Genomic DNA, 21,939 nt, shown 5'->3' on the forward strand with positions numbered 1-21,939 from the left:
TCTTAAATGTACCGGTAAGCTGCTAACCCGGCCGGAAATTCTAACAAATCGCATTTATCTGTCTATAGGAAAATGATAGTCAACTTGTCATGCGATACTGTTGTAATTTGTATCGCAACGTTCTTTCCGAAATACCGAGCTTCTTAACGGCTAGTTTTCGGGAACCATTAACTGCAGCCAGTGTTTCCAGAATATGCTTGCGTTCAAGCGATTTAATATCTTCCATCGCCGCTGGCGCTGGCGTTTGATTTTTTACTTCAGTTATCTCGGCAACCTCAGTTTCCGCCACCGGTAAATGAATATGTTCGGCATCGATGATGTTATCCATTGCCAGAATCATGGCGCGCTGCATGACATTTTCCAATTCCCGGACATTACCGGGCCAGGCATAGCGCGTCAGTTTATCAATGGCCGCCTGAGTCAACCGGTATGACGATTTTTCTGTCGCGGAAGAAGGCACAGTGAGCGCACGAAGTGCCAAGGATTCGATGTCCAGAGGTCTTTCGCGCAACGGCGGAATCTCGATTGGAAACACGTTGAGACGGTAATAGAGATCTTCGCGGAATCGGCCGCTTTTGACCATCGCCAGCATATCGCGGTTTGAAGTTGCCAGCACCCGGATATCCAGCTTAATCGTTTTGTGTCCGCCGACTCGCTCAACCTCTCTTTCTTGCAGGACTCTCAGCAATTTTGCTTGTAATTCCAGCGGCATCTCCGAAATTTCATCGAGCAATAACGTCCCTCCCTCCGCTTGTTCGAATTTCCCAGGCTGCGCCTGTGATGCCCCGGTAAATGCGCCTTTCTCGTACCCGAATAACGTCGCCTCGAGCAAATTCTCCGGTATAGCCGCGCAATTGATAGCGACAAATGGCTTGGAAGAGCGTGGCGAGTGCATGTGAATGAACCGCGCTATCACTTCCTTGCCGCAACCGCTCTCGCCTGTCAGCAATACTGTCGCGGGCGATTGGGCAACGCGCCTGGCAAGCGCTAACAACGACCGCGCTCGCGGATCTTTGGCGACAACTTTATCATCTTGTTCAATTTCCGGTAGCGCATAGCGTTTGACATGCGCCAATAGGATCGCCGGATCAAACGGTTTCAGCAAATAATCGCAAGCGCCAGTTTGCATAGCAGTCACTGCGCGTTTAACGTCACCATAAGCGGTCATCAACAAAACCGGTAACTCCGGCTCAAACGCTTTAATTTCTTGTAATAGCGCAAAACCGTCGATCGGCTTCATTTGCACATCGCTGACAACCATTCCCATTTGATGTTCATGAAGTATTTTCATTGCGTCAGTACCATTAGACGCGGCCCGAGTCTGATAACCGGATAGTTTCAAGGTGGTGCAAATTGCCTCCTGCAAATCCTGATCATCTTCTACCACCAGAATAGGTAGTGTTTTCATACATTAATCTCCTTTGCTTCTGGGCAAATGCACAACAAATGCAGTTCCCGTGTCCGGCGTGGAATGAATATGGATGCTGCCGCCCATTGACTGAATCACACTTCTGGCAATTGCCAAGCCAAGCCCGGTACCCTCGGACCGGGTAGTAAAAAAAGGCTCGAACAACCTTTCCTGCAGAGACGAATCAATGCCAGGTCCATTGTCATGCACACTTAAGGTGATACGCGCCTCCTCCAGGCAGGCAGTGAAAGCGATTACGCCGCCGATTGGCGTTGCCTGAACGGCGTTCTCGAGGAGGTTCATCAGCGCTCCGAATAGTGCCGACCGGTCTGTCATAATCTTTTCAGATCCGCAATGGTCATAAATATTCAACTGCAGCTTCTTTTGCTTCACCTGCGGCTCGATCACTTGCTGCAGTTCCGTTATCAGACTGGTTATCTCGACGGTTTCAAGCTGATTTGTTTCACCTTTCACAAAACGGAGCATATCTTTAGTTAAATGCTCCAAATGCAGTAAGCGTTCGATTGTTTTTGCAGCAAATTTTTGCCGTTCACTGGAAGTCAGCGCATCGCTACCGAGATGGTTTGCATAAATGAGTGCGGTTGATAGCGGCGTGCGCAGCTGATGCGCAAGATTTGCCGCCATTTCCCCCATGGAAGTCAACCGCTGATTTCGTCTGAACTGCTCCTGCAACGCATAAGCATCGGTAATGTCATTGATGAGCAGGATTCTTCTGCCAAGCGAATCCGTTGCGCTGCTTTCTACACGAATCCGGCGAAGTTCGGATGTTTTTACCGATTTAATATGCCATTCACTGACAAGCATTGTAGCGGTTAAGCGTTCTTGAACAACCTGATTCCACCCTAAACCAAGCAGAGGCGCTCCCAGCAGGCTTGTGGCTGCCGGATTCACTTGTTCAATGCAATCTTGCGCATTTAATGCAACCACCCCTCCAGGCAAAGCATTCAACAACAAGCCCAATCGCTGCGACAGATTCTCCTTAGCAACCAGTTGCTTATGCAACTCTCCATTGGCAAGCGCCAATTCCCGGGTCAAATGCGCTACTTTGCCTTGTAATTCCTGGTAAACGCTCGATAACTGCTCGGATACCTCATTAAAAGCAGCAAATGCGCGTTGCAGCTGCACTTGATCATCAGATATATTTTTGATTTTACTAACCTTATTTGTCTGCACGAAATTTAATTCTGTGGATAGAAATTACCTGTAGCTTAGCATTGGAGACTATCCCGGTATTGATACGAATAAGGCAGACAAACCTATTCTTTTCAAACAATCAGAACTTACAAATTTGCTGATAATCATCAATTCTAAAAAGTCTATTAAGGCTGAATGACTGATAGCCAATTTTTTTACGGCAGTGAAATAGCAAGATTGAGGTTTTCAGTAGCGGTATGACGTATTGGTTCGATAGATGTGACATGATTTTCCAACGATCCGGATTTAATAATTAAACTTTGAATAGTAATTGAGCATTTAAGCAGGAGAGCATCGCGTGGCGACAGTACCCAGTGAAACCCCCAATACGGCAACACCTGCTTCGGCATTCAGGCTGGAGCATTTTAATCAGTTGTCGAATCAGAAAAAAATCGGGGTCATCCTAGCGGCTGGAGCGGCTATCGCATTACTCGTAGGCGCATTGATGTGGAGTCAAACACCTGAATATCGTGTACTTTACTCGAACATACAAGATCAAGACGGCGCAGCGGTTATCAGCGCGCTCCAACAAATGAACGTGCCGTATAAGATATCCGAGAACGGCGGTGCTATCCTGGTTCCCGACAAACAAGTCCATGAGGTACGGTTGAAATTGGCGGGCCAGGGATTGCCCAAGGGCGGTCTCGCCGGTTTCGAAATCATGGAAAATCAGAAGTTCGGCTCGAGTCAATTCCTCGAGCAAGTAAACTACCAACGGGCACTGGAAGGCGAGTTAGCGCGCTCGGTGCAATCGCTGTCAGCAGTACAAAGTGCGCGTGTGCACTTAGCCATTTCCAAGCCTTCAGTATTCTCCCGGGAACGGCAGCAACCCAGTGTTTCCGTTTTACTCAACCTGCACCCAGGCAGAGTGCTGAGCGTCGAACAAGTCAGCGCCATTGTGCATTTGATGTCCAGCAGCGTCCCCAATTTGCCCGTAAAAAATGTAACGGTGGTGGATCAGAACGGTAATCTATTGAGCACTCAAAACGACAAAAAACAAGATTCCCGGTTTGATGCAAAACAATTGGAGTATATCCAGGAAATTGAAGAAAATTATATCCGCCGAATCGAAGCCATCTTGACGCCTATTACGGGCGCAACCAATGTCCGTGCTCAAGTGACTGCCGATGTCGATTTTTCGCGAATTGACCGCGCCGAGGAGATTTACCGCCCCAACAACTCTGAATCCGAAGGCGCCTCGATTCGGAGCCAGCAAACGCATGAATCAACGTCCATCGGCTCCAAGTTTGATGGCGGAATCCCAGGCGCGTTGTCGAATCGTCCGCCTGAACCGGCGATCGCGCCAATTGAAGCAGGCGGAAAAAAAGCCGGGGGAGAGAATGCTGATGGCGAAGAAGATGCCAATAAGGAAGCGCCTCCGATTCCTACGGACAAGAAAAAAGAATCGACCACTAATTATGAAGTCGATAAAACCGTGCAGCACACTCAGCAATCCAGCGGCAACATCAAGCGGCTTTCAGCGGCTGTCGTAGTCAATTACCGGAAAAAAGTCGATGAAAACGGAGAAGTAACTTACGAGCCGCTAAGCGCGGATGAGATCAAGGAAATCAATAACCTTGTCCGGGAAGCCATGGGTTATAACGAAAAACGGGGAGATTCATTGACGGTTACGAATAGCATATTTACCGGAGATTCCACGCCCGTTTTGGAAGTTCCGCTCTGGAAAGATCCGGATGTCGTTATGTTCGCGAAGGACATTGGAAAGCAATTGTTAATCGCAGCAGTGGTGTTATTTTTCTTGCTGAAAATTTTCAAACCATTTTTGAAAAGCCTGGCGCCCCCACCGCCGCCAGCCCCCGAATTAACGGATCAAACTGCGGCTGTAGCAGCCGATGGAACACCCCTGGAGGGATTACCCGGACAGATAGATGGAGTGTCTATGCAGCAAGCATTACAGCGATCAATATTCGAAGAAAATCTAAAACGGGCAAAACAGCTGGCTCTGGACGAACCCGCTATCGTAGCGAATGTTGTCAAGGATTGGATGGCTAAGAATGGATGACGAAGGAATTAAAAAAAGCGCAATCTTGCTGATGACCCTGGGAGAACAAGAAGCGGCATCTGTCATCAAGCTGCTCGGACCCAAGGAAGTCCAGCGGCTGGGCGAAACGATGTCAAAATTGCAAAATGTTACGCGCACCGAGATTGAAACCATCGTCACGGAATTTTGCAGCGAGGCGGAAGGAAGAACGACGCTCGGGCAGGATTCCGCCGATTATATCCGCAAGGTGCTAACCAGTGCCTTAGGGGATGAAAAAGCCGCCAATTTGATCGATCGTATTTTGCAAGGCGGAGATACCAGCGGTATTGAAGGGTTAAAATGGATGGATGCGCCATCGGTGGCTGAATTGATCAAAAACGAACATCCGCAAATCATCGCGACCATTCTTGTGCATTTGGAACGGGATCAGGCCAGCGAGATATTAAGCCTTTTCACCGAACGCTTGCGTAATGACGTTTTGTTGCGCATTGCTACGCTGGACAGTATTCAGCCCGATGCATTGCGTGAACTTAATGAGGTGTTAACAAAATTGCTGTCGGGCAGCGCCAATATCCGCAAATCGGCGATGGGCGGCGTGCGCGCGGCAGCCGAGATTCTTAACTTCGCGCCATCCGCTCAAGAAGCCAGCGTAATCGAAAATATCAAACAGTACGACGAAGAACTGGCGCAGAAAATAATGGATGAAATGTTCGTATTCGACAACTTGATCGAAATTGACGACCACGGTATCCAGTTGCTGCTCAGGGAAGTTCAGTCGGAATCCTTGATTATCGCGTTGAAAGGCGCGCAAGAGGAATTGCGCCAGAAAATCTTTAAGAATATGTCGCAACGTGCCGCTGAGGCTCTCCGTGAAGACCTTGAGAGCAAAGGGCCGGTTCGTGTTTCTGAAGTTGAGGCTGAGCAAAAAGAAATTCTTAAGGTGGTCCGCCAGCTGGCTGACGATGGACAGATTGTGTTGGGCGGAAAAGGCGATGACGGTTTCATTTAAGGAAAAAACGGTTCCAAAATTTAAAACATCCATTCTGTCCGCCGCAAATTTGAAGGCTTAGCAATATGATTACAAGCGATTTTATCCCGAAAGAGAAGCAAAATGGCTATCAGCGCTGGGAAATGGATTCCCTGGAAACACCTGAATGCCTGGAAAAAGATCAAGATCTCGAAGCCGGAAATCAGATAGAAGAAGAACCGGAACCGGACAAGGTTGTACCTCCCACTGAAGAAGAAATAGCAGCGGTTTTTCAGCACGCTAAAGAAGTAGGCTATGAAGCCGGCCTCCAGGAAGGTAAATCAGTAGGCTATAAAGAGGGCAGAGAAATCGCGGAAAACGAGGTTAAAGCCGAGGTTGTGAGGCTCCAGACGCTGTTATCAAAACTGGATCATGATCTTCATGAGCTGGATCAGCAAGTCGCCAATGACTTATTGGATCTGGCCATCGCGCTGGCCAAAAAAGTCGTCGCGCAAGCATTGGAATTAAACCCCAAGCTAATCATTCCGATCGTGCAAGAAGCCATCCGCAACTTGCCTAGCGTCATGAATCATCCACGTCTTTTTCTACACCCGGACGACGCAAACCTGGTAAATACGCATCTCGGTAATCAAATCGAATTGGATAACTGGCAAATTCGCGAAGATCCGCAAATCGCCAGAGGCGGATGCCGCATCGAAGCCGGCGGCAGTGAAATCAATGCAAGTCTCGAAACACGCTGGCATAGGGCACTCGCAGCGATCGGTCAGAACAGCGGCTGGTTTGATGGAACAGAATAATATGGCACGCCATGAACAATGGGGCGGTTTTCTGCGAAACTGCGCTCAGCTTGTCGCCCCCGCCAATCCTTATCTATTAAGCGGAACGATCACGCGAGTTGCCGGATTGGTCATGGAAGCCGTCGGACTCCGGTTAGCGGTTGGCAGCAGCTGCACCATTTTTCTCTCAAACGGTCATCAGGTATCGGCCGAAGTGGTCGGATTCGCGGGTGAGCGGATATTCTTGATGCCATCCAGCGATGTCTACGGATTATCGCCGGGCGCCAAAGTGGTGCCTGCTGAAATTGCTGCGGAACCGCCACAGCTTGGGAACTTGAGACACCCGCGAAGACGTGCCGCCGACCGGGCCAAACATATCACCGTTGGACCTGAGCTGCTGGGCCGGGTATTGAATGGTCTAGGCGAACCGCTGGATCGCCTCGGACCCACGCATGCGCAACATAGCGTACCTTTATATAGCCGTCCTTATAATCCCCTGGAACGAATCCCCGTCAGCGAACCGCTCGATGTCGGCGTGCGCGCCATCAACACGCTTTTAACCGTGGGACGAGGCCAGCGCATGGGACTGTTTGCCGGTAGCGGCGTTGGCAAGAGCGTGCTGCTCGGCATGATGGCGCGCTATACCTCTGCCGATGTCATTGTGGTGGGATTGATCGGCGAACGCGGACGCGAAGTTAAAGAGTTTATCGAAAATATCTTGGGTGAAGAAGGGCTTGCCCGTTCCGTTGTCGTCGCTGCGCCCGCTGATACCTCGCCGCTGTTGCGCTTGCAAGGCGCTGCCTATGCGACAGCGATTGCCGAGTACTTCCGCGATTCCGGGAAACATGTTCTGTTGATCATGGATTCTTTGACCCGCTACGCGATGGCGCAACGGGAAATTTCCCTGGCAATCGGCGAACCGCCCGCGACCAAAGGTTATCCGCCATCGGTTTTTGCCAAACTGCCGCAGTTGGTTGAGCGCGCCGGCAATGGTAATCTGAAAGACGGCTCTATCACTGCTTTTTATACCGTATTGACCGAAGGCGACGATCAGAATGATCCGATCGCCGATAGCGCGCGCGCCATTCTGGACGGTCATGTCGTGCTATCCCGCAGGCTTGCGGAAGCAGGTCATTATCCCGCCATCGACATTGAAGCTTCAATCAGCCGGATCATGACCAGCATCGTTCCCCAACGGCAAGTGGAAATGGCTCGTCAATTTAAGTCGCTGTATTCCAAGTATCAACGTAGTCACGATTTGATCAGCGTCGGCGCCTACGTCGCCGGGTCTGATCCGGAATTAGACCGGGCAATCAAACTGTACCCGGCATTTGAAAGATTTTTGCAACAAACGATGACGCAACAAGAAGGCTTTGATACCAGCATTGCAAAGCTATCGAAGCTATTTGAGTTCGATGGCAGCCGCTAATCGAACGTTTCAGCAAGATGTCCAAACCATCATCTCTAAAAATTCTGCAGGATTTAGCCAAACAGCAAGCTGACGCCGCAGCCAAACAGCTTGGCAAGCTCAATTACCAACAGCAGGAAGCGGAAAAAAAATTACAACTGCTTTTGCAATATCGCAACAGCTATCAATCAAACCTTGAAAACACCAGCGGACAAGGAATTGATCATATCCAATGGCGCAATTACATGGCTTTCATGAGTAAATTGGATGCTGCGATTGCCGAGCAACGGCAGGCCGTACTGTATATGCAAAACAAGAAAACAGCGGGAAACAACGAGTTTCTGTCTTGCCAACGCAAGTTAAAGTGCTACGACACACTCGTTCACCGGCAGCAATTCACCGAAATACAGCGGCAACTCAAAATTGAACAGAAACTGCAAGACGAATTTGCTGCAAACACGACACGACACGCTCCCTATCCTCCCAAGACTGACTCATAATTTAACCGGCATCGGTTGAACTGGTATGGATATTGCATAACCTCATCTGAAATTAACCCAATCAGCGAGAATAAACTTATGCTAAACATGTCTGTTGCACCTTCAATAAAAACGCCAACAGAAAATTCCGCCGCCACGCCGGATTCTGGCTTACTCGGCATAACCGATCCTGTTTCGGAAGAATTCAGTAGCATCTTGGAACGTGAAGTTTCACAAAAAGCCGATTCGCGCCAGACATCCATTACCGGCAACAATACCAAAGCCGAAGAACAACCTAAAGAGACTGAAACTACGACGGCTGAGAATGTCAACGCTGAAACAACCAAGACTGCTGCGCCTGATAACCCCGGCAGTTTTATCCAAAATCTGATAAACGACCCAACACTGGGGTTCAGGCCCAACCAACCGATCAATCAATTGAGTACACTGCCGGAACCGGCACTAAAATCGCCTCTAGCGGATCTATTGGGAACCAAGCTTCCAACTCAATTGAGTCCGTTGTCTTCCCAAAATATAGAAGCCGGGATTAATCCAGCATTCCCTGCCGTTAATCAATTGTTGCAGCAAACTCAAGCTGCAGGCAACCTGAATTCCCAGGCTAACCAATTCTGGCAAATGATGGAAACGGCAAATTCTGCCGCCAACGGCAGACTATTACCGTTATCATCTGAATTGAGTGAAACCATTGCCATCGACACCAGCGAATCGCTGTTGTCAATTTCCGAAGAATCGAATATTTTGCAATCGCAGGGACTCAGTAATGCATTAGCCACGAGCGCATCCACTGCCTCTACGAGTGAAGTTCACGTACATCAGCCTGTTGGCCAAGCCAAGTGGGGCGGCGAATTTGCACAGAAAGTCGTATGGTTGACTTCACAGCAGCAGCAAGTCGCTGAAATCCATCTGAATCCGGCGCATTTAGGACCCGTCGATGTGATGCTGACCATTACCCAAGACCAGGCAACCGCGCAGTTCTTGTCACCCCATTCAGCGGTGCGGGAAGCCATCGAACAAGCCTTGCCGAAATTACGCGAAATGATGGCGGAAAATGGCATTCAATTAGGCAATGTAATGATCGGCGCTGACTCGTTTCAACAGGAAAACAGACAGCAACATGCCGATCACTCCAATAAGGGCAATCCGCATGTGACGGATTCAACGCAATCAAAACCGGCCAATCAAATCGAAGCAATAGCGGCTCCTGCCAGGCATCAAGGTATTGTGAACACCTATGCATGATCGTCGATGGATTCAAACTTAATCGCCGACACCTTCTCAGCGCGCTATCAATCCCGGATGGCGCGCTGAAATTTTTTTCTTAATTGGTTTTCCGCCTTAATGCTATCCGAGAAAGATAGTTTCATGATTTCAGGCCGCGATTCACGTCAATCCGGGTAACTGAAAATAGCGATATTATTTCGTTGTTATTTGCGGCATCGTTCGATACCGCAGTCAAAGATAATTGATTTCGTCAAATTTGGAGTGATACAAATGTCGAAATCAAATACCGCAACAGCAGCACCAGCCGCCGAAGGCGGCAAAAGCAAAAAAGGATTAATAATAGGCATCCTGATTGCGATGATCGCAATCGGCGCAGGCGCCGGAGGCACCTGGTACTTCATGCAGCAGGACGGTGATGAAGAAGCCGAGGAAGAAAAACCAAAAGCAAAAGCAAAACTAAGACCCACCACATTCGTTGACCTAGAGGTATTTACGGTCAATCTCCAGCCGGAAGAGAGCGGTCAGTATCTGCAAGTTGGTTTGACGGTGAAAGCGAGAGAAACGGAAGTTGTGCAGGAAATAGCCAAACAGATGCCGTCCATCCGCAACCGCATCCTGATGCTATTGTCCAGCAAGAAAGCCGTGGAAATCTCAGGCATTGACGGAAAACAGCAGTTAAGCCAGCAAATTGCTGATGAAATCCGGCAATCGCTCGACTCTGAAGACCTCCAGGAAGATATCCGGGAAGTATTGTTCACTTCCTTTGTAATTCAGTAATTCGCAAATGTCCGAAGATTTCCTCTCACAAGAAGAAGTCGATGCGCTTCTCAAAGGTGCAACGGGTGATAGCGATGAGGCTCAGGAAGAAGAAGATAAAGGCGGTGTCCGTCCCTACAACATCGCGACACAGGAACGGATCGTTCGCGGACGGATGCCGACCTATGAAATCATCAACGAGCGCTTTGCGCGATTACTGCGCATCGGTTTGTTTAATTTCATGCGGCGAACGGTCGACATCGCCGTCGGTCCCGTCAAAGTGATTAAATTCAGTGAATTCGTGCGCAACCTGGTAGTACCGACGAACCTCAACATGGTTCATATGAAACCGTTGCGCGGCACCGCATTACTGGTATTCGATCCCGATCTGATTTTTCTGATCGTGGACAATCTGTTCGGCGGTGACGGCCGCTATCACACGCGGGTTGAAGGCAGAGACTTCACGCAAACCGAACAACGGATCATCCAACGCCTGCTGGATGTCGTTTTCGAAGAGTACGAGAAATCCTGGAAATCAGTCTATCCGGTGAATTTTGAATACATCCGTTCCGAAATGAATCCGCAGTTTGCCACCATCGCCACACCGAACGAAGTGGTCGTTGCCGTGACATTCGATATCGATATGGGAAACAAAGGCGGCGGATTGCATGTGTGCATCCCCTACTCCATGGTCGAACCGATCCGCGACATTTTATATAGCGCGTTGCAAGGCGACCACATGGAAGTGGATAAACGCTGGATCAAGCTGATGTCACAGCAAGTACAAGGCGCTGAAGTGGAACTGGTCGCAAATCTTGGGCATACGAAAGTAACTTTTGAGCAAATTCTGAGCATGCAAGTCGGGGATATTATCCCGCTGGAAATTCCTAAAACAATTACCGTCAATGTCAGCGGCGTACCGGTACTGGACTGCCGCTACGGCACGATGAACGGCCGCTATGCGCTAAAAGTAAACACGCTGATTTCACAATCGGAAACTGAAAATTAATTGGAGCGAACATGACCGAACCAACCACCAGCGATCAAGCGGAAACCGATGATTGGGCAGCCGCAATGGCTGAGCAAACAGCAGCCGAAAACAGTAATGCGCAGAACGAAGAAAATCCGGTTGATGATTGGGCAGCGGCAATGGCCGAGCAAGAATCGGCCACGAACCCATCGGATCCGCAATCTTCTGGCTCGGCGCTCAACGCGCAATCGGCGTCGGCATCGGTTTTTCAGGAATTCTCAAAAGACAGCGCTGACAATAACACGCGCCATGACATTGATCTGATTCTCGATATTCCTGTTCAGATGACGGTTGAACTGGGCCGCACCAAGATTGCCATCAAGAATCTGCTGCAGCTTGCGCAAGGCTCCGTGGTCGAGCTGGACGGCATGGCCGGCGAACCGATGGATGTGCTGGTTAACGGCTGCTTGATCGCGCAAGGTGAAGTCGTGGTCGTCAATGACAAATTCGGCATTCGGCTGACCGACATCATTACCCCCAGCGAACGCATCCGCAAACTCAACCGCTAGAAATTAATCATGCTGAACCGATACCCGGCTTTACTGTTGCTGCTTTCTTTCCCGGCATTTGCTGATACCGGGAAACCCAATTATGTGCCGCCTCCCTCTGTCATTTCCACGGATAACATGCTGCAAATGATGGGAGGATTGTTACTGGTGTTGATAATCATCGCCGGCGCCGCATGGGTGCTGAAGCGCTTTTCGCTGATACCGGCAACCGCCGCGGGCGTCATCAAAGTTATCGCGGCCAGTGGTGTCGGTCAGAGAGAACGCGTGGTCGTGGTCGAAATTGACAACACCTGGCTGGTATTGGGCGTAGCGCCAGGCCGGGTCAACAAGCTGCACACCCTACAGAAGCCTTCAGAAAACCCCGGCTCCGCTCAAACGAATCCTGCGGCGGATGCTTTTGCCGATCAACTTAATCAGAGTATCCATAAAGAACATGCCTAATCGAGTTTTAGCATCCATCCATACCGGTTTTCGGCGCTGCATGAGTTTTGCCCGCTGCAAGGCTAAGAATCTTCAGTGCGCAAATGCCCGCTCCCTGGGAAAACGCCGGCTACTGCAGCTACTATTGATTGGTCTCAGTTGCGCGGCTGTTCCGGTATTTGCGCAAAAATCGGGCTTCCCGGCATTCACCAGCTCACCGAATGCGGATGGCAGCGCCACTTATACCTTGAGCCTGCAAACACTGATATTTTTAACGTCTCTGACATTTCTACCCGCCGTGGTGCTGATGATGTCGAGTTTTACCCGGATCATCATTGTATTGTCCTTACTTCGCCTCGCGCTGGGCACGCAATCCTCGCCACCGAATCAAGTATTGCTCGGCATTGCGTTGTTTCTGACCTTTTTTATCATGTCGCCAGTGATCGACCGGGTTTATCACGAAGCCTATCTGCCGTTTTCCGAAGATAAAATCAACATCATGCAAGCTGCCGAACAAGCCAGCATTCCGATTAAATCTTTTATGCTGCATCAAACCCGGGAAACGGATCTGGCGTTATTCGTGCAAATCTCCGGCAGTGAAGAAATCGAAAGCCGTGATGACGTTCCGCTGAGATTATTGGTGCCGGCGTATATCACCAGTGAATTGAAAACGGCGTTCCAGATCGGCTTTGTCATATTCATTCCCTTTTTAATCATCGATCTGGTGGTATCCAGCGTGTTAATGGCCATGGGTATGATGATGCTGTCGCCGATGATTATTTCACTGCCGTTCAAATTAATGCTTTTTGTGTTGGTCGATGGCTGGCACATGATTATCGGCTCATTGACGCAAAGCTTTTTTACTTAAGAGGAAACCTATCATGACTCCAGAAGGTGCAATGACAATCGGCCGGCAAGCGCTTGAAATCACATTCATGATTTCCGCGCCGCTACTATTGTCGGCATTGGCAACCGGTTTATTGGTCAGTATTTTTCAAGCGGCCACGCAAATCAATGAAATGACCTTATCGTTCATCCCCAAGTTATTGGTCATGTTCCTGGTGATGGTATTGGCCGGGCCATGGATGATCGCAATCATGACGGATTATATGCAACGATTGTTTTCCAGCATCCCGTGGCTGGCGGTCGGCTAACTTCGGCACGGCTGCATCTCGCCGAGCAAACTCATGCGTGACAGTACCGCTCAGGTAAGCCAATCCGTATCATGATCAATATCTCCACAGCGGAACTGAACGTATTACTCGCCACCTTTCTATGGCCGCTCAGCCGCATTCTCGCTTTGATCGCCTCCGCGCCGATTCTGGGAAATCCCAGCATTCCGGTCCGGGTGAAATTGGGATTGGCGGTCATGATCACGATCCTGGTCATGCCGATGGTAGAGAAATCATTACCGCAAATTGACCCCGCGTCCGGCGTCGGCCTTATCATTTTGCTGCAGCAAGTGCTGATTGGCGTCGCTATCGGTTTTGTCATGCGCATCGTTTTTGTTGCGGTGGAAATGGCCGGTGAGCTGATCGGCTTGCAAATGGGGTTGGGTTTTGCCATTTTCTTCGATCCGCAAAATTCCGGTCAGATCGATATCATCGGCCGGTTTCTCGGAGTCATCGCCAGTCTCGCATTTCTGGCGATTGACGGCCATTTGATGATGATCGCGCTGATTTCACAAAGTTTCAGTACCTTACCGGTCGGAACCGATGCAACCACCAATGCGACATTTTCGACACTGGCGCAATGGGGCAGCGAAATTTTTAAATCCGGCTTGCAATTGTCGCTCCCGGTATTAACCGCATTATTAATTACCAACCTGGCACTGGGGATTCTGACCCGGGTGGCGCCGCAATTGAACATTTTCGCCGTTGGTTTCCCGTTAACCTTATCAATCGGACTTCTGGTTCTAGCGCTCAGCATGCCTTTTTATACCCCCATCTTGGAACAGTTGGTGCATGAAGGATTGGATCTCATGATGGGGATTGCGAATGTTACTGAAATCCATATACCGTAGAAATTCTCGTTTCCTTTACAAACTGTTATTGCAAATCGGACAACCGTTCGCATTGCAAAAGATATACAGACATTTTCCCCTGCTTATCATCGCAAGCCCATCGCTCGGAAACTGTTAAAGTGATTTTCTGTTTAGTAAAAGCTGCCGATACCAGCACCCGATACGATTTCAAGCTTTAGTTAACGACATATGACATTCAAGTCACGGCTCTTCAGTTCGCTGCGCAAACTTTCCGCTTCGCAAGAAATTCATTTCGGTGAAGATACTGCTGCGCCCGAAGACGATACGCCGCCCGGCGTTTCGCCGGATAACCGGCAACAATTCGCATCGGCTGACGAAATCAAGCAACTTCTCGACACCGCCTATCGCGATCGCCTCAGCGCCGAAGATCATGCGATCAAAGAAGCGCATAAGCGTATCGAAGCGGAAAATATCGCGCGAGTAGCCGCCGAAGCCAGAGCGCGCGCCGAAGCCAATGCCCGGATCGCGGCAGAGACAAGAAATCAGGCTGAAACCCTCGCGACCGCTCAGGCCAGAGCCAGGGCAAAAGCGGAGGCATTGGCAGCCCGGGAAGCCAACGCCCGGCGGGAATTGGAGTTGAAAGCAAAAATTCTCGCGGATGAAAAGATAAAAGCCGAAAAGGCGCTCAGCGCATTACTCGAAGCCAAGATCAAGGCGGAAGCGTCGATTATCGAGAAAACGCAAAACCGTATCGAGCAAGAAGCCGCCGCACTGGATTTGGCGCATGCAACGGCACTCAAAGAAAATGAAGCGGCCGAAGCCGCCAGAATTCACGTAAAAGCAATGGAAGAAGCGCATCTAGCGGCATCTGCGGCAATCGAAGCTGAAACCAGTGCCGCCGCATTAGCCGCCGCAAAAATCCAGGAATCGCAAAAACAAATAGCACTGGCACGCGCGTGCGAAGAATTGGAAAAGCAAGCACTGGAAACCGTTCGAACCCGCGCAACATTAGAAGCACAACGGCAAACGCAAGCAATCGAGCGATTGGATGCCGAGCGCAAAGCCAAAGAACAAGAAGAAGCGCGACTGGAAGCCGAAACAACCGCCACCCGGGCAGCTTTGGAAAAAGCCGAAGCTGAGGCAACCGCTGCGGAACAAGCCCGGATCCGGGCCGGACTGGATCAGCAAGCAATCGTTGCCGCGCGGGATCGCGCTGAAGCCGAAAAGGCCGCGGCGGAAATAGCGGAAACCATTGCCGCAAAAGAGCGCGCAACGGTGGATGCCATCAACATGAAACTACAAGCGGATACCCAATTGCTCGTGGAAACCGAACGCCGGATGCAGCTTGCAACGGAAGCGCTGGCAGTCGCCGAAGCGACTGTGCAAGCGGAACAAGCCGCCAATCATGCGGCTATGGAAAAAAACAAGGCCGAGTCCGCTGCGACCAAAGAGTATCAAAAACGCATTAAAACCGATGAAGCTGCTCTTCAGGCGGAAACATTGCGCAAAGAATCCGAGAAAGCCGCAAGAATTGCCGCCAATGAACGGTTAGCCGCAGAAAAACGATTAAAAGCAGCGGCAGAATCAAAAGCCCAAGCGGATGCGCTGATCGCGCAAGAAATCCAGGCAAAGGCGGATTTGGAACAACGCTTACAAGAAGACGCCGAGCTGCGCGCCAAAGCCATGATCGACGCCAAGCAAGCGGTTGCCGAGCGTTTGCAAATCGAACAAAAAATTACCGGACTGGCGATAACCCGGGCGCAAGCAAAAATCATCGCGACCAACAAAGCCAGGGCGCAGTTGGAAGCGGAAAAAGACGCCACCCGCATTGCCTTGGAAAAGGCCCGGAAAGAATCGGCCGCGCTGGCGGCCATGCAAGAGCGCATCACCCTGGAATCCGCCGCATTGGAAGTTGCCGCGGCGCGCGAAGCCGTGGAATCGATGGCGAAAGAAGCACTGTTTGCACGCTCGCAAGCGGATAAGGAAGCGACTGCCGCCGCTACTGCCAGAATCCGCGCCGAAATCGCCGCAGCGGAACGCTCCAGAAACCGGACGGGCACTGGCGCCGCAAAAAAACCGCAAACGGTTGAGTCACTAGCCGGAATGCCGGTAAACGAGCGCGTGCCGGTTAAATCCAGGCGCTAAAAAATCCCATGCGCCGGCATTGCCTGCCAGGCACCGGTCAAATCACCCACAGCAATGCCACACCAACACCGGCCGCAGCCGCCAGCATGCCGGAAACGCATTGTCTTGCGAGTGCAGTGTTACCAATAAAAAAAATCATTCCAAGCTTGAAGCCGGTGTTGGACAAAAATGCCAGCGAAATTGCGACAATCGCATGGATTGCTTCGCGTTTTCCTAAATCAAATAAACGCAAGCTGGACAGCGTAATCGCATCGACATCGGTCAACCCGGAAATCAGTGCGACAGCATACAATCCGCCGCTGCCGGCGACATCCGAAAGCCATGCGGAACATAACAAAACGATGCCGTAGATTAAACCGAAAGCCGCGGCTACACGGATTTCTGTCGGGTTTTTAATTTCCGGCACAGGCACTTCTTGCTGCTGATTCAACCGGTACCACCAATAGCCTGTAACACAGGCGCCGCACAGAAAACCGCTACCCAGCACCGGTAGCAATTGCGGCAATATCCCCGGTGAAACCACCGCGCTGAGAATCGCCAAGCGGATCAATACCGTCAGGTTGGCGATCAAAATAACGACTACCGCAAGCTGGGTAAAATCCTGATTTTCCATGCTGCGGCGTGCGTACACCAATGTTGTGGCGGTACTGGAAACCAAGCCGCCGAATAACCCCAGGATCGCGCCGTGACGTTGACCGATCAATTGCATCGCCACATAACCGGCCAAACTGACACCTGAGATCAGCACCACCATAAGCCAGATTTGATGCGGATTGATCGCTTCGTAAGGCCCCAGATTCTTATCCGGCAGAACCGGCAAAATGATAAACGTCAGTACCGCGAATTGCAGCGCGGAAATCAAATCGCGCCGGCTCAATTTTTCGGTAATACCGCGCAATTCCGCCTTGAAATACAGCAACATCGTGGTGATGATGGCCAGCATGATCGCCAGCGAATCGCTGTCGTACCACACCGCCGCACCCAAACCATAGCACACCAATGCGGCGGCGATGGTGGTGGTTCCCGGATCGGCGCTGTCTTCTTTGACTCGATAATATGCCGCGACCATCATCAACCCGACAATCAACAAACCGCCCAGCAGCAGCCACGGCGTGGCTTTTTCCGACAGCATTGCGGCCAATGTGCCGAACAGCGCGACCAACGCGAACGTTCTCAACCCCGCGCGAGAACCGGGGCTGCGCTCGCGTTCCAATCCGATCAGTAAGCCGATCGCCAGACTGGTCATGAAATGCGGCAGCGCCGCCAATTCGCCGTTCAAGGTAAATTCAGTGTGCATCGCCAGTTACCGGTTGATCTGCGTGAAACCAATGTTCCAGCAGGAATTGCAAGGATGTCTTGCCATTATATTCATTGATCTGCAAGCGATAAACCGCATCGATCAAATCCGGTAGCGGATCGTGATGAAAAAACAAAATGCCGTCGAACGATTCCGCCGATTTTTGCGGTTTCCGCGCCGCTTGATCCTGATTATCCGATATTAGTTTGCGCAATTTCAGCTTCAGGTGTTTTTCGCCGACGATGCGCTGACTTTCGACATAGAAGCGCGCATTAAATGAAGGTTGCGGAAAACCTTGCCCCCACACTTGATGTTCGAGCGATTGCGCCAGCTCCAGATTGATATCGGCCAGTTCTAGATCGCCGTCGGTTTCGATCACGCGCGTCAAATCGGCGGGCGTCAGCAAGGTTTGCGCGACTTGTTCAAACGCTTCGCGGAATGCTTCGAAATCGTTATTCTGGATGGTCAATCCCGCAGCGGCGGCGTGACCGCCGAATTTACGCAGCAATCCGGGATGTTGTTTCGATACCAGATCTAACGCATCACGCAAATGAAAGCCATTGATCGACCGCCCGGAACCCTTCAGCTCGCCGTCGTTGCCGGGCGCGAAAATAATCACCGGCCGGTGATATTTATCCTTGATGCGCGACGCCAGAATACCGATCACACCTTGATGCCAATCGTGATCAAACAAACAGATGCTATAGGCAGTTTGAAATTCCGTACGGCGGTTTTTAAGCTGCTCATCGAGCTTGAGCAACGCGCTATCTTGCATGTCCGATTCGATTTCGCGGCGCTGCCGGTTCAGATCGTCCAATTGCTTGGCAATGTTTGCGGCGTACGCTTCATCATCGGTAATCAGGCATTCGATGCCAAGCGACATATCGTCCAAACGTCCGGCGGCGTTCAAACGCGGCCCGAGCATAAATCCCAATTCATACGTCGACAACTGCCGGAAATCGCGCCGCGACACTTCGATCAAGGCATTGATCCCGGTACAAGCACGGCCTTTGCGGATCCGCTGCAAGCCTTGCTGCACCAGAATCCGGTTATTACTATCGAGCTTGACCACATCGGCGACCGTGCCCAGCGCAACCAGATCGAGAAAACCGGCCAGATTCGGTTCCGGCAACGCAGGTCCGAACGCGCCGCGTTGCCGCAATTCCGCGCGCAACGCCAGCATCAGATAGAAAATGACGCCGACACCGGCGATACTCTTGCTCGGAAACGGACAGCCCGGTTGATTAGGGTTGATGATGGCAACCGCATCGGGCAATTCGTCGCCGGGCAGATGGTGATCGGTGACGACCACTTGCATGCCCAAACGGTTGGCTTCGTCAACGCCGGCAGCGCTGGCGATGCCGTTATCCACCGTAATCAGAATATCCGGCTGCTTGGTTTCGTGAGCCAGTTGCACGATTTCCGGCGTCAAACCGTAACCGAATTCAAACCGGTTCGGCACCAGGTAATCGACGATTGCGCCAAATTTGCGCAAAATGCGGATACCGACCGCGCATGCGGTCGCGCCGTCGGAATCGTAGTCGGCGATAATCAGCAAACGCTTGTGTTCCGCGATAGCATCCGCGAGAAAAGCGGCGGTGGTTACGATATTTTTCAGTTCCGTGAATGGAATCAGTTGCGTCAGCTCGGTTTCCAGCTGCCCCGGATGATCGATGCCGCGCGCGGCGTAAATACGCGCCAGCACCGGCGGCAAGCCGTTGCCGCGGAGCGTCTCGAACGATTGCAGATCATACGGGCGAGTAGTGATTTTGGACATGTTCGGACACGCAACGAACGTACAGAAGTTATCGGGCTAATCCCGTTATTTTGCCGGGGACTCGGCAGGTGCCGCAAGTTTTTCCACTTTGAGAACATGCAAGCGGCGGCTATCAACGCGCTGCACGGTGAATTTGAACGGCTCGATCACCACCGACTCGTTGCGGTCCGGCACGCGGCCGAACTTGTTCAACACCAAGCCGCCGATGGTATCGTAATCTTCATCGCTGAAATTAGCGCCGAGCACGTCATTGAAGTTCTCGATCTCGGTTATTGCCTTGACGCGGTAGCGTCCGTCCGCTTCCATCACGATGTTGTCCTCTTCTTCGTTGAAATCGTATTCGTCCTCGATTTCACCGACGATCTGTTCGAGCACATCCTCAATCGTCACCAAACCGGCCACGCCGCCGTATTCGTTGACGACGATCGCCATGTGATTGCGATTGCTGCGGAATTCTTTCAGCAGCACATTCAAGCGCTTCGATTCCGGGATAAAAACCGCCGGGCGCAACATGTCGCGGATATTGAATTCTTCGGGATCAGCATAATAACGCAGCAAGTCTTTCGCCAGCAAAATGCCGATGATCTCGTCTTCGTCGCTTTCGATCACCGGAAAACGCGAATGCGCAGCTTCGATCACAAACGGAATGAAATGCTCGGGTTTCTTGCTGATGTTAACGATGTCCATCTGCGAGCGCGGCACCATGATATCGCGGGCCTGCATTTCAGAAACTTGCATGACGCCTTCGATCATGCTGAGCGCGTCGGAATCGAGTAAATTGCGTTCAAAAGCGGAGTGTAACAGGGTAATCAGTTGTTCGCGGTCTTCCGGTTTGCGGATCAGCAATGCGCCAAGCCGTTCAAACCAGCCGCTTTTAGGTGGGGGTTCGTCCATAATTGTCGTGGTTAAAAAATAATAAGCTACTCATAGCATTTCAATGGTTAAGCGTGTTCCGCATAGGGATCGGCATATCCGAGCTTAGCCAGCACCGCTGTTTCCAATCGCTCCATTTCAGCGGCTTCAGCTTCCGCGATATGATCGTATCCCTGTAAGTGTAAAACACCGTGCACCGTCAAATGCGCAAAATGCGCGGTTAAGTCTTTGTGCTGTTGCCGGGCTTCTTGCCGCACCACCGGAACGCACAACACGATATCGCCCGCCAAAGGCTGGGTATCGTCATATACGAAGGTCAACACGTTGGTGGCGTAATCCTTGCCGCGGAATTGCCGGTTCAAGTCACGGCCTTCGGCTTCATCCACCAGCCGCAATACCACTTCGGCATCGCACTGCAATGCAGCTTTGACCCAGCGGCGGAACTGCGGCCGCGCCGGCGCTTCGCTGCAGCCCGCCGCATATTGCACCATCAGCTTGAGCGATTTAGCCGGACGCAACGTCAGTCCGGATTCCGCTGCTGCTTGTCGTGCTTGTCATAAGCATTGACAATCCGCTGCACCAGCGGATGCCGCACGACGTCATCAGCCAGAAAACGCGTGAACGCGATGCCGCGGATGTCTTTCAGCACCTGCTGTGCATCCACCAGCCCGCTTTTTTGATGCTTGGGCAAGTCGATCTGCGTCACATCGCCGGTAATCACCGCTTTCGATCCCAGGCCGATCCGCGTCAAAAACATTTTCATTTGTTCCGGCGTGGTGTTTTGCGCTTCGTCCAGGATAATGAACGATTGGTTCAACGTGCGTCCGCGCATAAACGCCAGCGGTGCGATTTCGATGGTATTGCGCTCGAATTGCTTGCCGGTTTTATCAAATCCCATCAGATCGTACAATGCATCATAAAGCGGACGCAAATACGGATCGACTTTCTGCGTCATGTCGCCGGGCAGAAAACCCAGCCGTTCGCCCGCTTCTACCGCAGGACGCACTAAAATCAGCCGCGACACCAAACCGCGCTCCAACGCATCGACAGCACTGGCAACCGCCAGATAGGTTTTGCCGGTGCCGGCGGGACCAATCGCAAAGGTGATATCGTGTTCCTGGATTTGCTGCAGGTATTGTGTCTGACGCGGGGTGCGGCCGTGCAGGTTGCTGCGGCGGGTCAACAGCGACGGCGACGCCGGCTGTTCCACCGTGAGACTATCCATCGGATTGCCGCTTTGTTCCGGCGCCGGTTGCATATTCAACGCTTCGATCAAACCGAGTTGAATTTGCTCCAGACTCAGATGCTGTTGCGATTGATCATAAAAATTGCGCAACACTTGCGCCGCCAGTTTGGTTTGCCCGGTTTTACCCGATACGCTGAAATGTTCGCCACGCCGTGAAATGGTGACATCCAGCGCGGTTTCAACCTGTTTCAGGTTTTCATCCAAAGCCCCGCACAAATTGGCAAGGCGTTGATTGTCGGCCGGTGTGAAGGAAATTTCGAGAGGTGCTGGTTTCAAAATCAAGCTGTGTGATGACAATAATGCGATTTTCTCAGCGGTTGCGATACTTTGCAAGTACCAAAACCCTGCTTAAAACAGGCTTTTTCCGGAGAAAGGCTTTCCGGG

The 21,939-nt window shown here is 51.2% G+C and carries 21 protein-coding genes; 14 read left to right on the forward strand and 7 right to left on the reverse strand.

Annotated features, from left to right (window positions below):
* Positions 1-79 precede the first annotated feature (79 nt).
* Complete coding sequence (locus RBH92_RS13845) at positions 80-1,408, reverse strand: sigma-54-dependent transcriptional regulator (RefSeq protein ID WP_307932583.1); 1,329 nt, start codon at positions 1,406-1,408, stop codon at positions 80-82.
* A 3-nt stretch (positions 1,409-1,411) separates the two neighbouring features.
* Positions 1,412-2,602: a sensor histidine kinase gene (locus RBH92_RS13850; protein ID WP_307932584.1), complete on the reverse strand. Its 1,191-nt coding sequence runs from the start codon at positions 2,600-2,602 to the stop codon at positions 1,412-1,414.
* Positions 2,603-2,921: 319 nt separating this feature from the next.
* Between RBH92_RS13850 and fliF the strand changes: the two genes are divergently transcribed.
* From fliF to RBH92_RS13920, 14 genes are all read left to right on the forward strand, one after another.
* Complete coding sequence (gene fliF / locus RBH92_RS13855; RefSeq protein ID WP_307932585.1) at positions 2,922-4,646, forward strand: flagellar basal-body MS-ring/collar protein FliF; 1,725 nt, start codon at positions 2,922-2,924, stop codon at positions 4,644-4,646.
* Positions 4,639-5,634, forward strand: a complete 996-nt coding sequence (gene fliG, locus RBH92_RS13860) for a flagellar motor switch protein FliG (RefSeq protein WP_292922464.1) — start codon at positions 4,639-4,641, stop codon at positions 5,632-5,634. Before fliF ends, fliG begins: the two co-directional genes overlap by 8 nt.
* 65 nt (positions 5,635-5,699) lie before the next feature.
* On the forward strand, positions 5,700-6,410 hold the full coding sequence (locus RBH92_RS13865; RefSeq protein WP_307932586.1) for a flagellar assembly protein FliH: 711 nt from the start codon (positions 5,700-5,702) through the stop codon (positions 6,408-6,410).
* A gap of 1 nt (position 6,411) precedes the next feature.
* Positions 6,412-7,818: a flagellar protein export ATPase FliI gene (gene fliI, locus RBH92_RS13870; protein ID WP_307932587.1), complete on the forward strand. Its 1,407-nt coding sequence runs from the start codon at positions 6,412-6,414 to the stop codon at positions 7,816-7,818.
* Between the two features lie 17 nt (positions 7,819-7,835).
* Positions 7,836-8,297 carry a flagellar export protein FliJ gene (fliJ, locus tag RBH92_RS13875; protein ID WP_307932588.1) on the forward strand — a complete coding sequence of 154 codons (462 nt, stop codon included), beginning with the start codon at positions 7,836-7,838 and terminating at the stop codon, positions 8,295-8,297.
* A 78-nt stretch (positions 8,298-8,375) separates the two neighbouring features.
* On the forward strand, positions 8,376-9,536 hold the full coding sequence (locus RBH92_RS13880; RefSeq protein WP_307932589.1) for a flagellar hook-length control protein FliK: 1,161 nt from the start codon (positions 8,376-8,378) through the stop codon (positions 9,534-9,536).
* Between the two features lie 252 nt (positions 9,537-9,788).
* Positions 9,789-10,295, forward strand: coding sequence for a flagellar basal body-associated protein FliL (gene fliL, locus RBH92_RS13885; RefSeq protein ID WP_307932590.1), 507 nt, complete (start codon positions 9,789-9,791; stop codon positions 10,293-10,295).
* Between the two features lie 7 nt (positions 10,296-10,302).
* Positions 10,303-11,283 carry a flagellar motor switch protein FliM gene (gene fliM, locus RBH92_RS13890; protein ID WP_292922459.1) on the forward strand — a complete coding sequence of 327 codons (981 nt, stop codon included), beginning with the start codon at positions 10,303-10,305 and terminating at the stop codon, positions 11,281-11,283.
* Between the two features lie 11 nt (positions 11,284-11,294).
* Entirely contained in the window at positions 11,295-11,813 is a 519-nt protein-coding gene (gene fliN, locus RBH92_RS13895) for a flagellar motor switch protein FliN (RefSeq protein WP_307932591.1), read from the forward strand.
* A 9-nt stretch (positions 11,814-11,822) separates the two neighbouring features.
* The gene (gene fliO / locus RBH92_RS13900; protein WP_307932592.1) at positions 11,823-12,254 is read left to right on the forward strand and encodes a flagellar biosynthetic protein FliO; all 432 of its coding nucleotides are present in this window, start codon (positions 11,823-11,825) and stop codon (positions 12,252-12,254) included.
* A 40-nt stretch (positions 12,255-12,294) separates the two neighbouring features.
* Positions 12,295-13,101, forward strand: coding sequence for a flagellar type III secretion system pore protein FliP (fliP, locus tag RBH92_RS13905; RefSeq protein ID WP_374049972.1), 807 nt, complete (start codon positions 12,295-12,297; stop codon positions 13,099-13,101).
* A 13-nt stretch (positions 13,102-13,114) separates the two neighbouring features.
* On the forward strand, positions 13,115-13,387 hold the full coding sequence (fliQ, locus tag RBH92_RS13910; RefSeq protein WP_292922455.1) for a flagellar biosynthesis protein FliQ: 273 nt from the start codon (positions 13,115-13,117) through the stop codon (positions 13,385-13,387).
* Between the two features lie 71 nt (positions 13,388-13,458).
* Positions 13,459-14,256 (forward strand): flagellar biosynthetic protein FliR, encoded by a 798-nt coding sequence (fliR, locus tag RBH92_RS13915; protein WP_307932594.1) that lies wholly within the window; start codon positions 13,459-13,461, stop codon positions 14,254-14,256.
* 189 nt (positions 14,257-14,445) lie between these two features.
* Positions 14,446-16,362, forward strand: coding sequence for a coiled-coil domain-containing protein (locus RBH92_RS13920; protein WP_307932595.1), 1,917 nt, complete (start codon positions 14,446-14,448; stop codon positions 16,360-16,362).
* A 37-nt stretch (positions 16,363-16,399) separates the two neighbouring features.
* Here RBH92_RS13920 and RBH92_RS13925 read toward each other — a convergent pair whose 3' ends face one another.
* The 5 genes from RBH92_RS13925 to RBH92_RS13945 are packed head-to-tail and all read right to left on the reverse strand — an operon-like array spanning position 16,400 to position 21,831.
* The gene (locus tag RBH92_RS13925; protein ID WP_307932596.1) at positions 16,400-17,659 is read right to left on the reverse strand and encodes an MgtC/SapB family protein; all 1,260 of its coding nucleotides are present in this window, start codon (positions 17,657-17,659) and stop codon (positions 16,400-16,402) included.
* On the reverse strand, positions 17,649-19,436 hold the full coding sequence (gene recJ, locus RBH92_RS13930; RefSeq protein WP_307932597.1) for a single-stranded-DNA-specific exonuclease RecJ: 1,788 nt from the start codon (positions 19,434-19,436) through the stop codon (positions 17,649-17,651). Before recJ ends, RBH92_RS13925 begins: the two co-directional genes overlap by 11 nt.
* Positions 19,437-19,481: 45 nt before the next feature.
* Positions 19,482-20,330 (reverse strand): CorC family transporter, encoded by an 849-nt coding sequence (locus RBH92_RS13935; protein ID WP_307932598.1) that lies wholly within the window; start codon positions 20,328-20,330, stop codon positions 19,482-19,484.
* Positions 20,331-20,377: 47 nt separating this feature from the next.
* Positions 20,378-20,800 (reverse strand): rRNA maturation RNase YbeY, encoded by a 423-nt coding sequence (gene ybeY, locus RBH92_RS13940; RefSeq protein WP_307933977.1) that lies wholly within the window; start codon positions 20,798-20,800, stop codon positions 20,378-20,380.
* Positions 20,801-20,829: 29 nt separating this feature from the next.
* Positions 20,830-21,831, reverse strand: a complete 1,002-nt coding sequence (locus RBH92_RS13945) for a PhoH family protein (protein WP_307932599.1) — start codon at positions 21,829-21,831, stop codon at positions 20,830-20,832.
* Between the last annotated feature and the right edge of the window lie 108 nt (positions 21,832-21,939).

The organism is Nitrosomonas sp. sh817, assembly GCF_030908545.1.
In the GTDB taxonomy this organism is placed as follows: Bacteria; Pseudomonadota; Gammaproteobacteria; order Burkholderiales; family Nitrosomonadaceae; genus Nitrosomonas.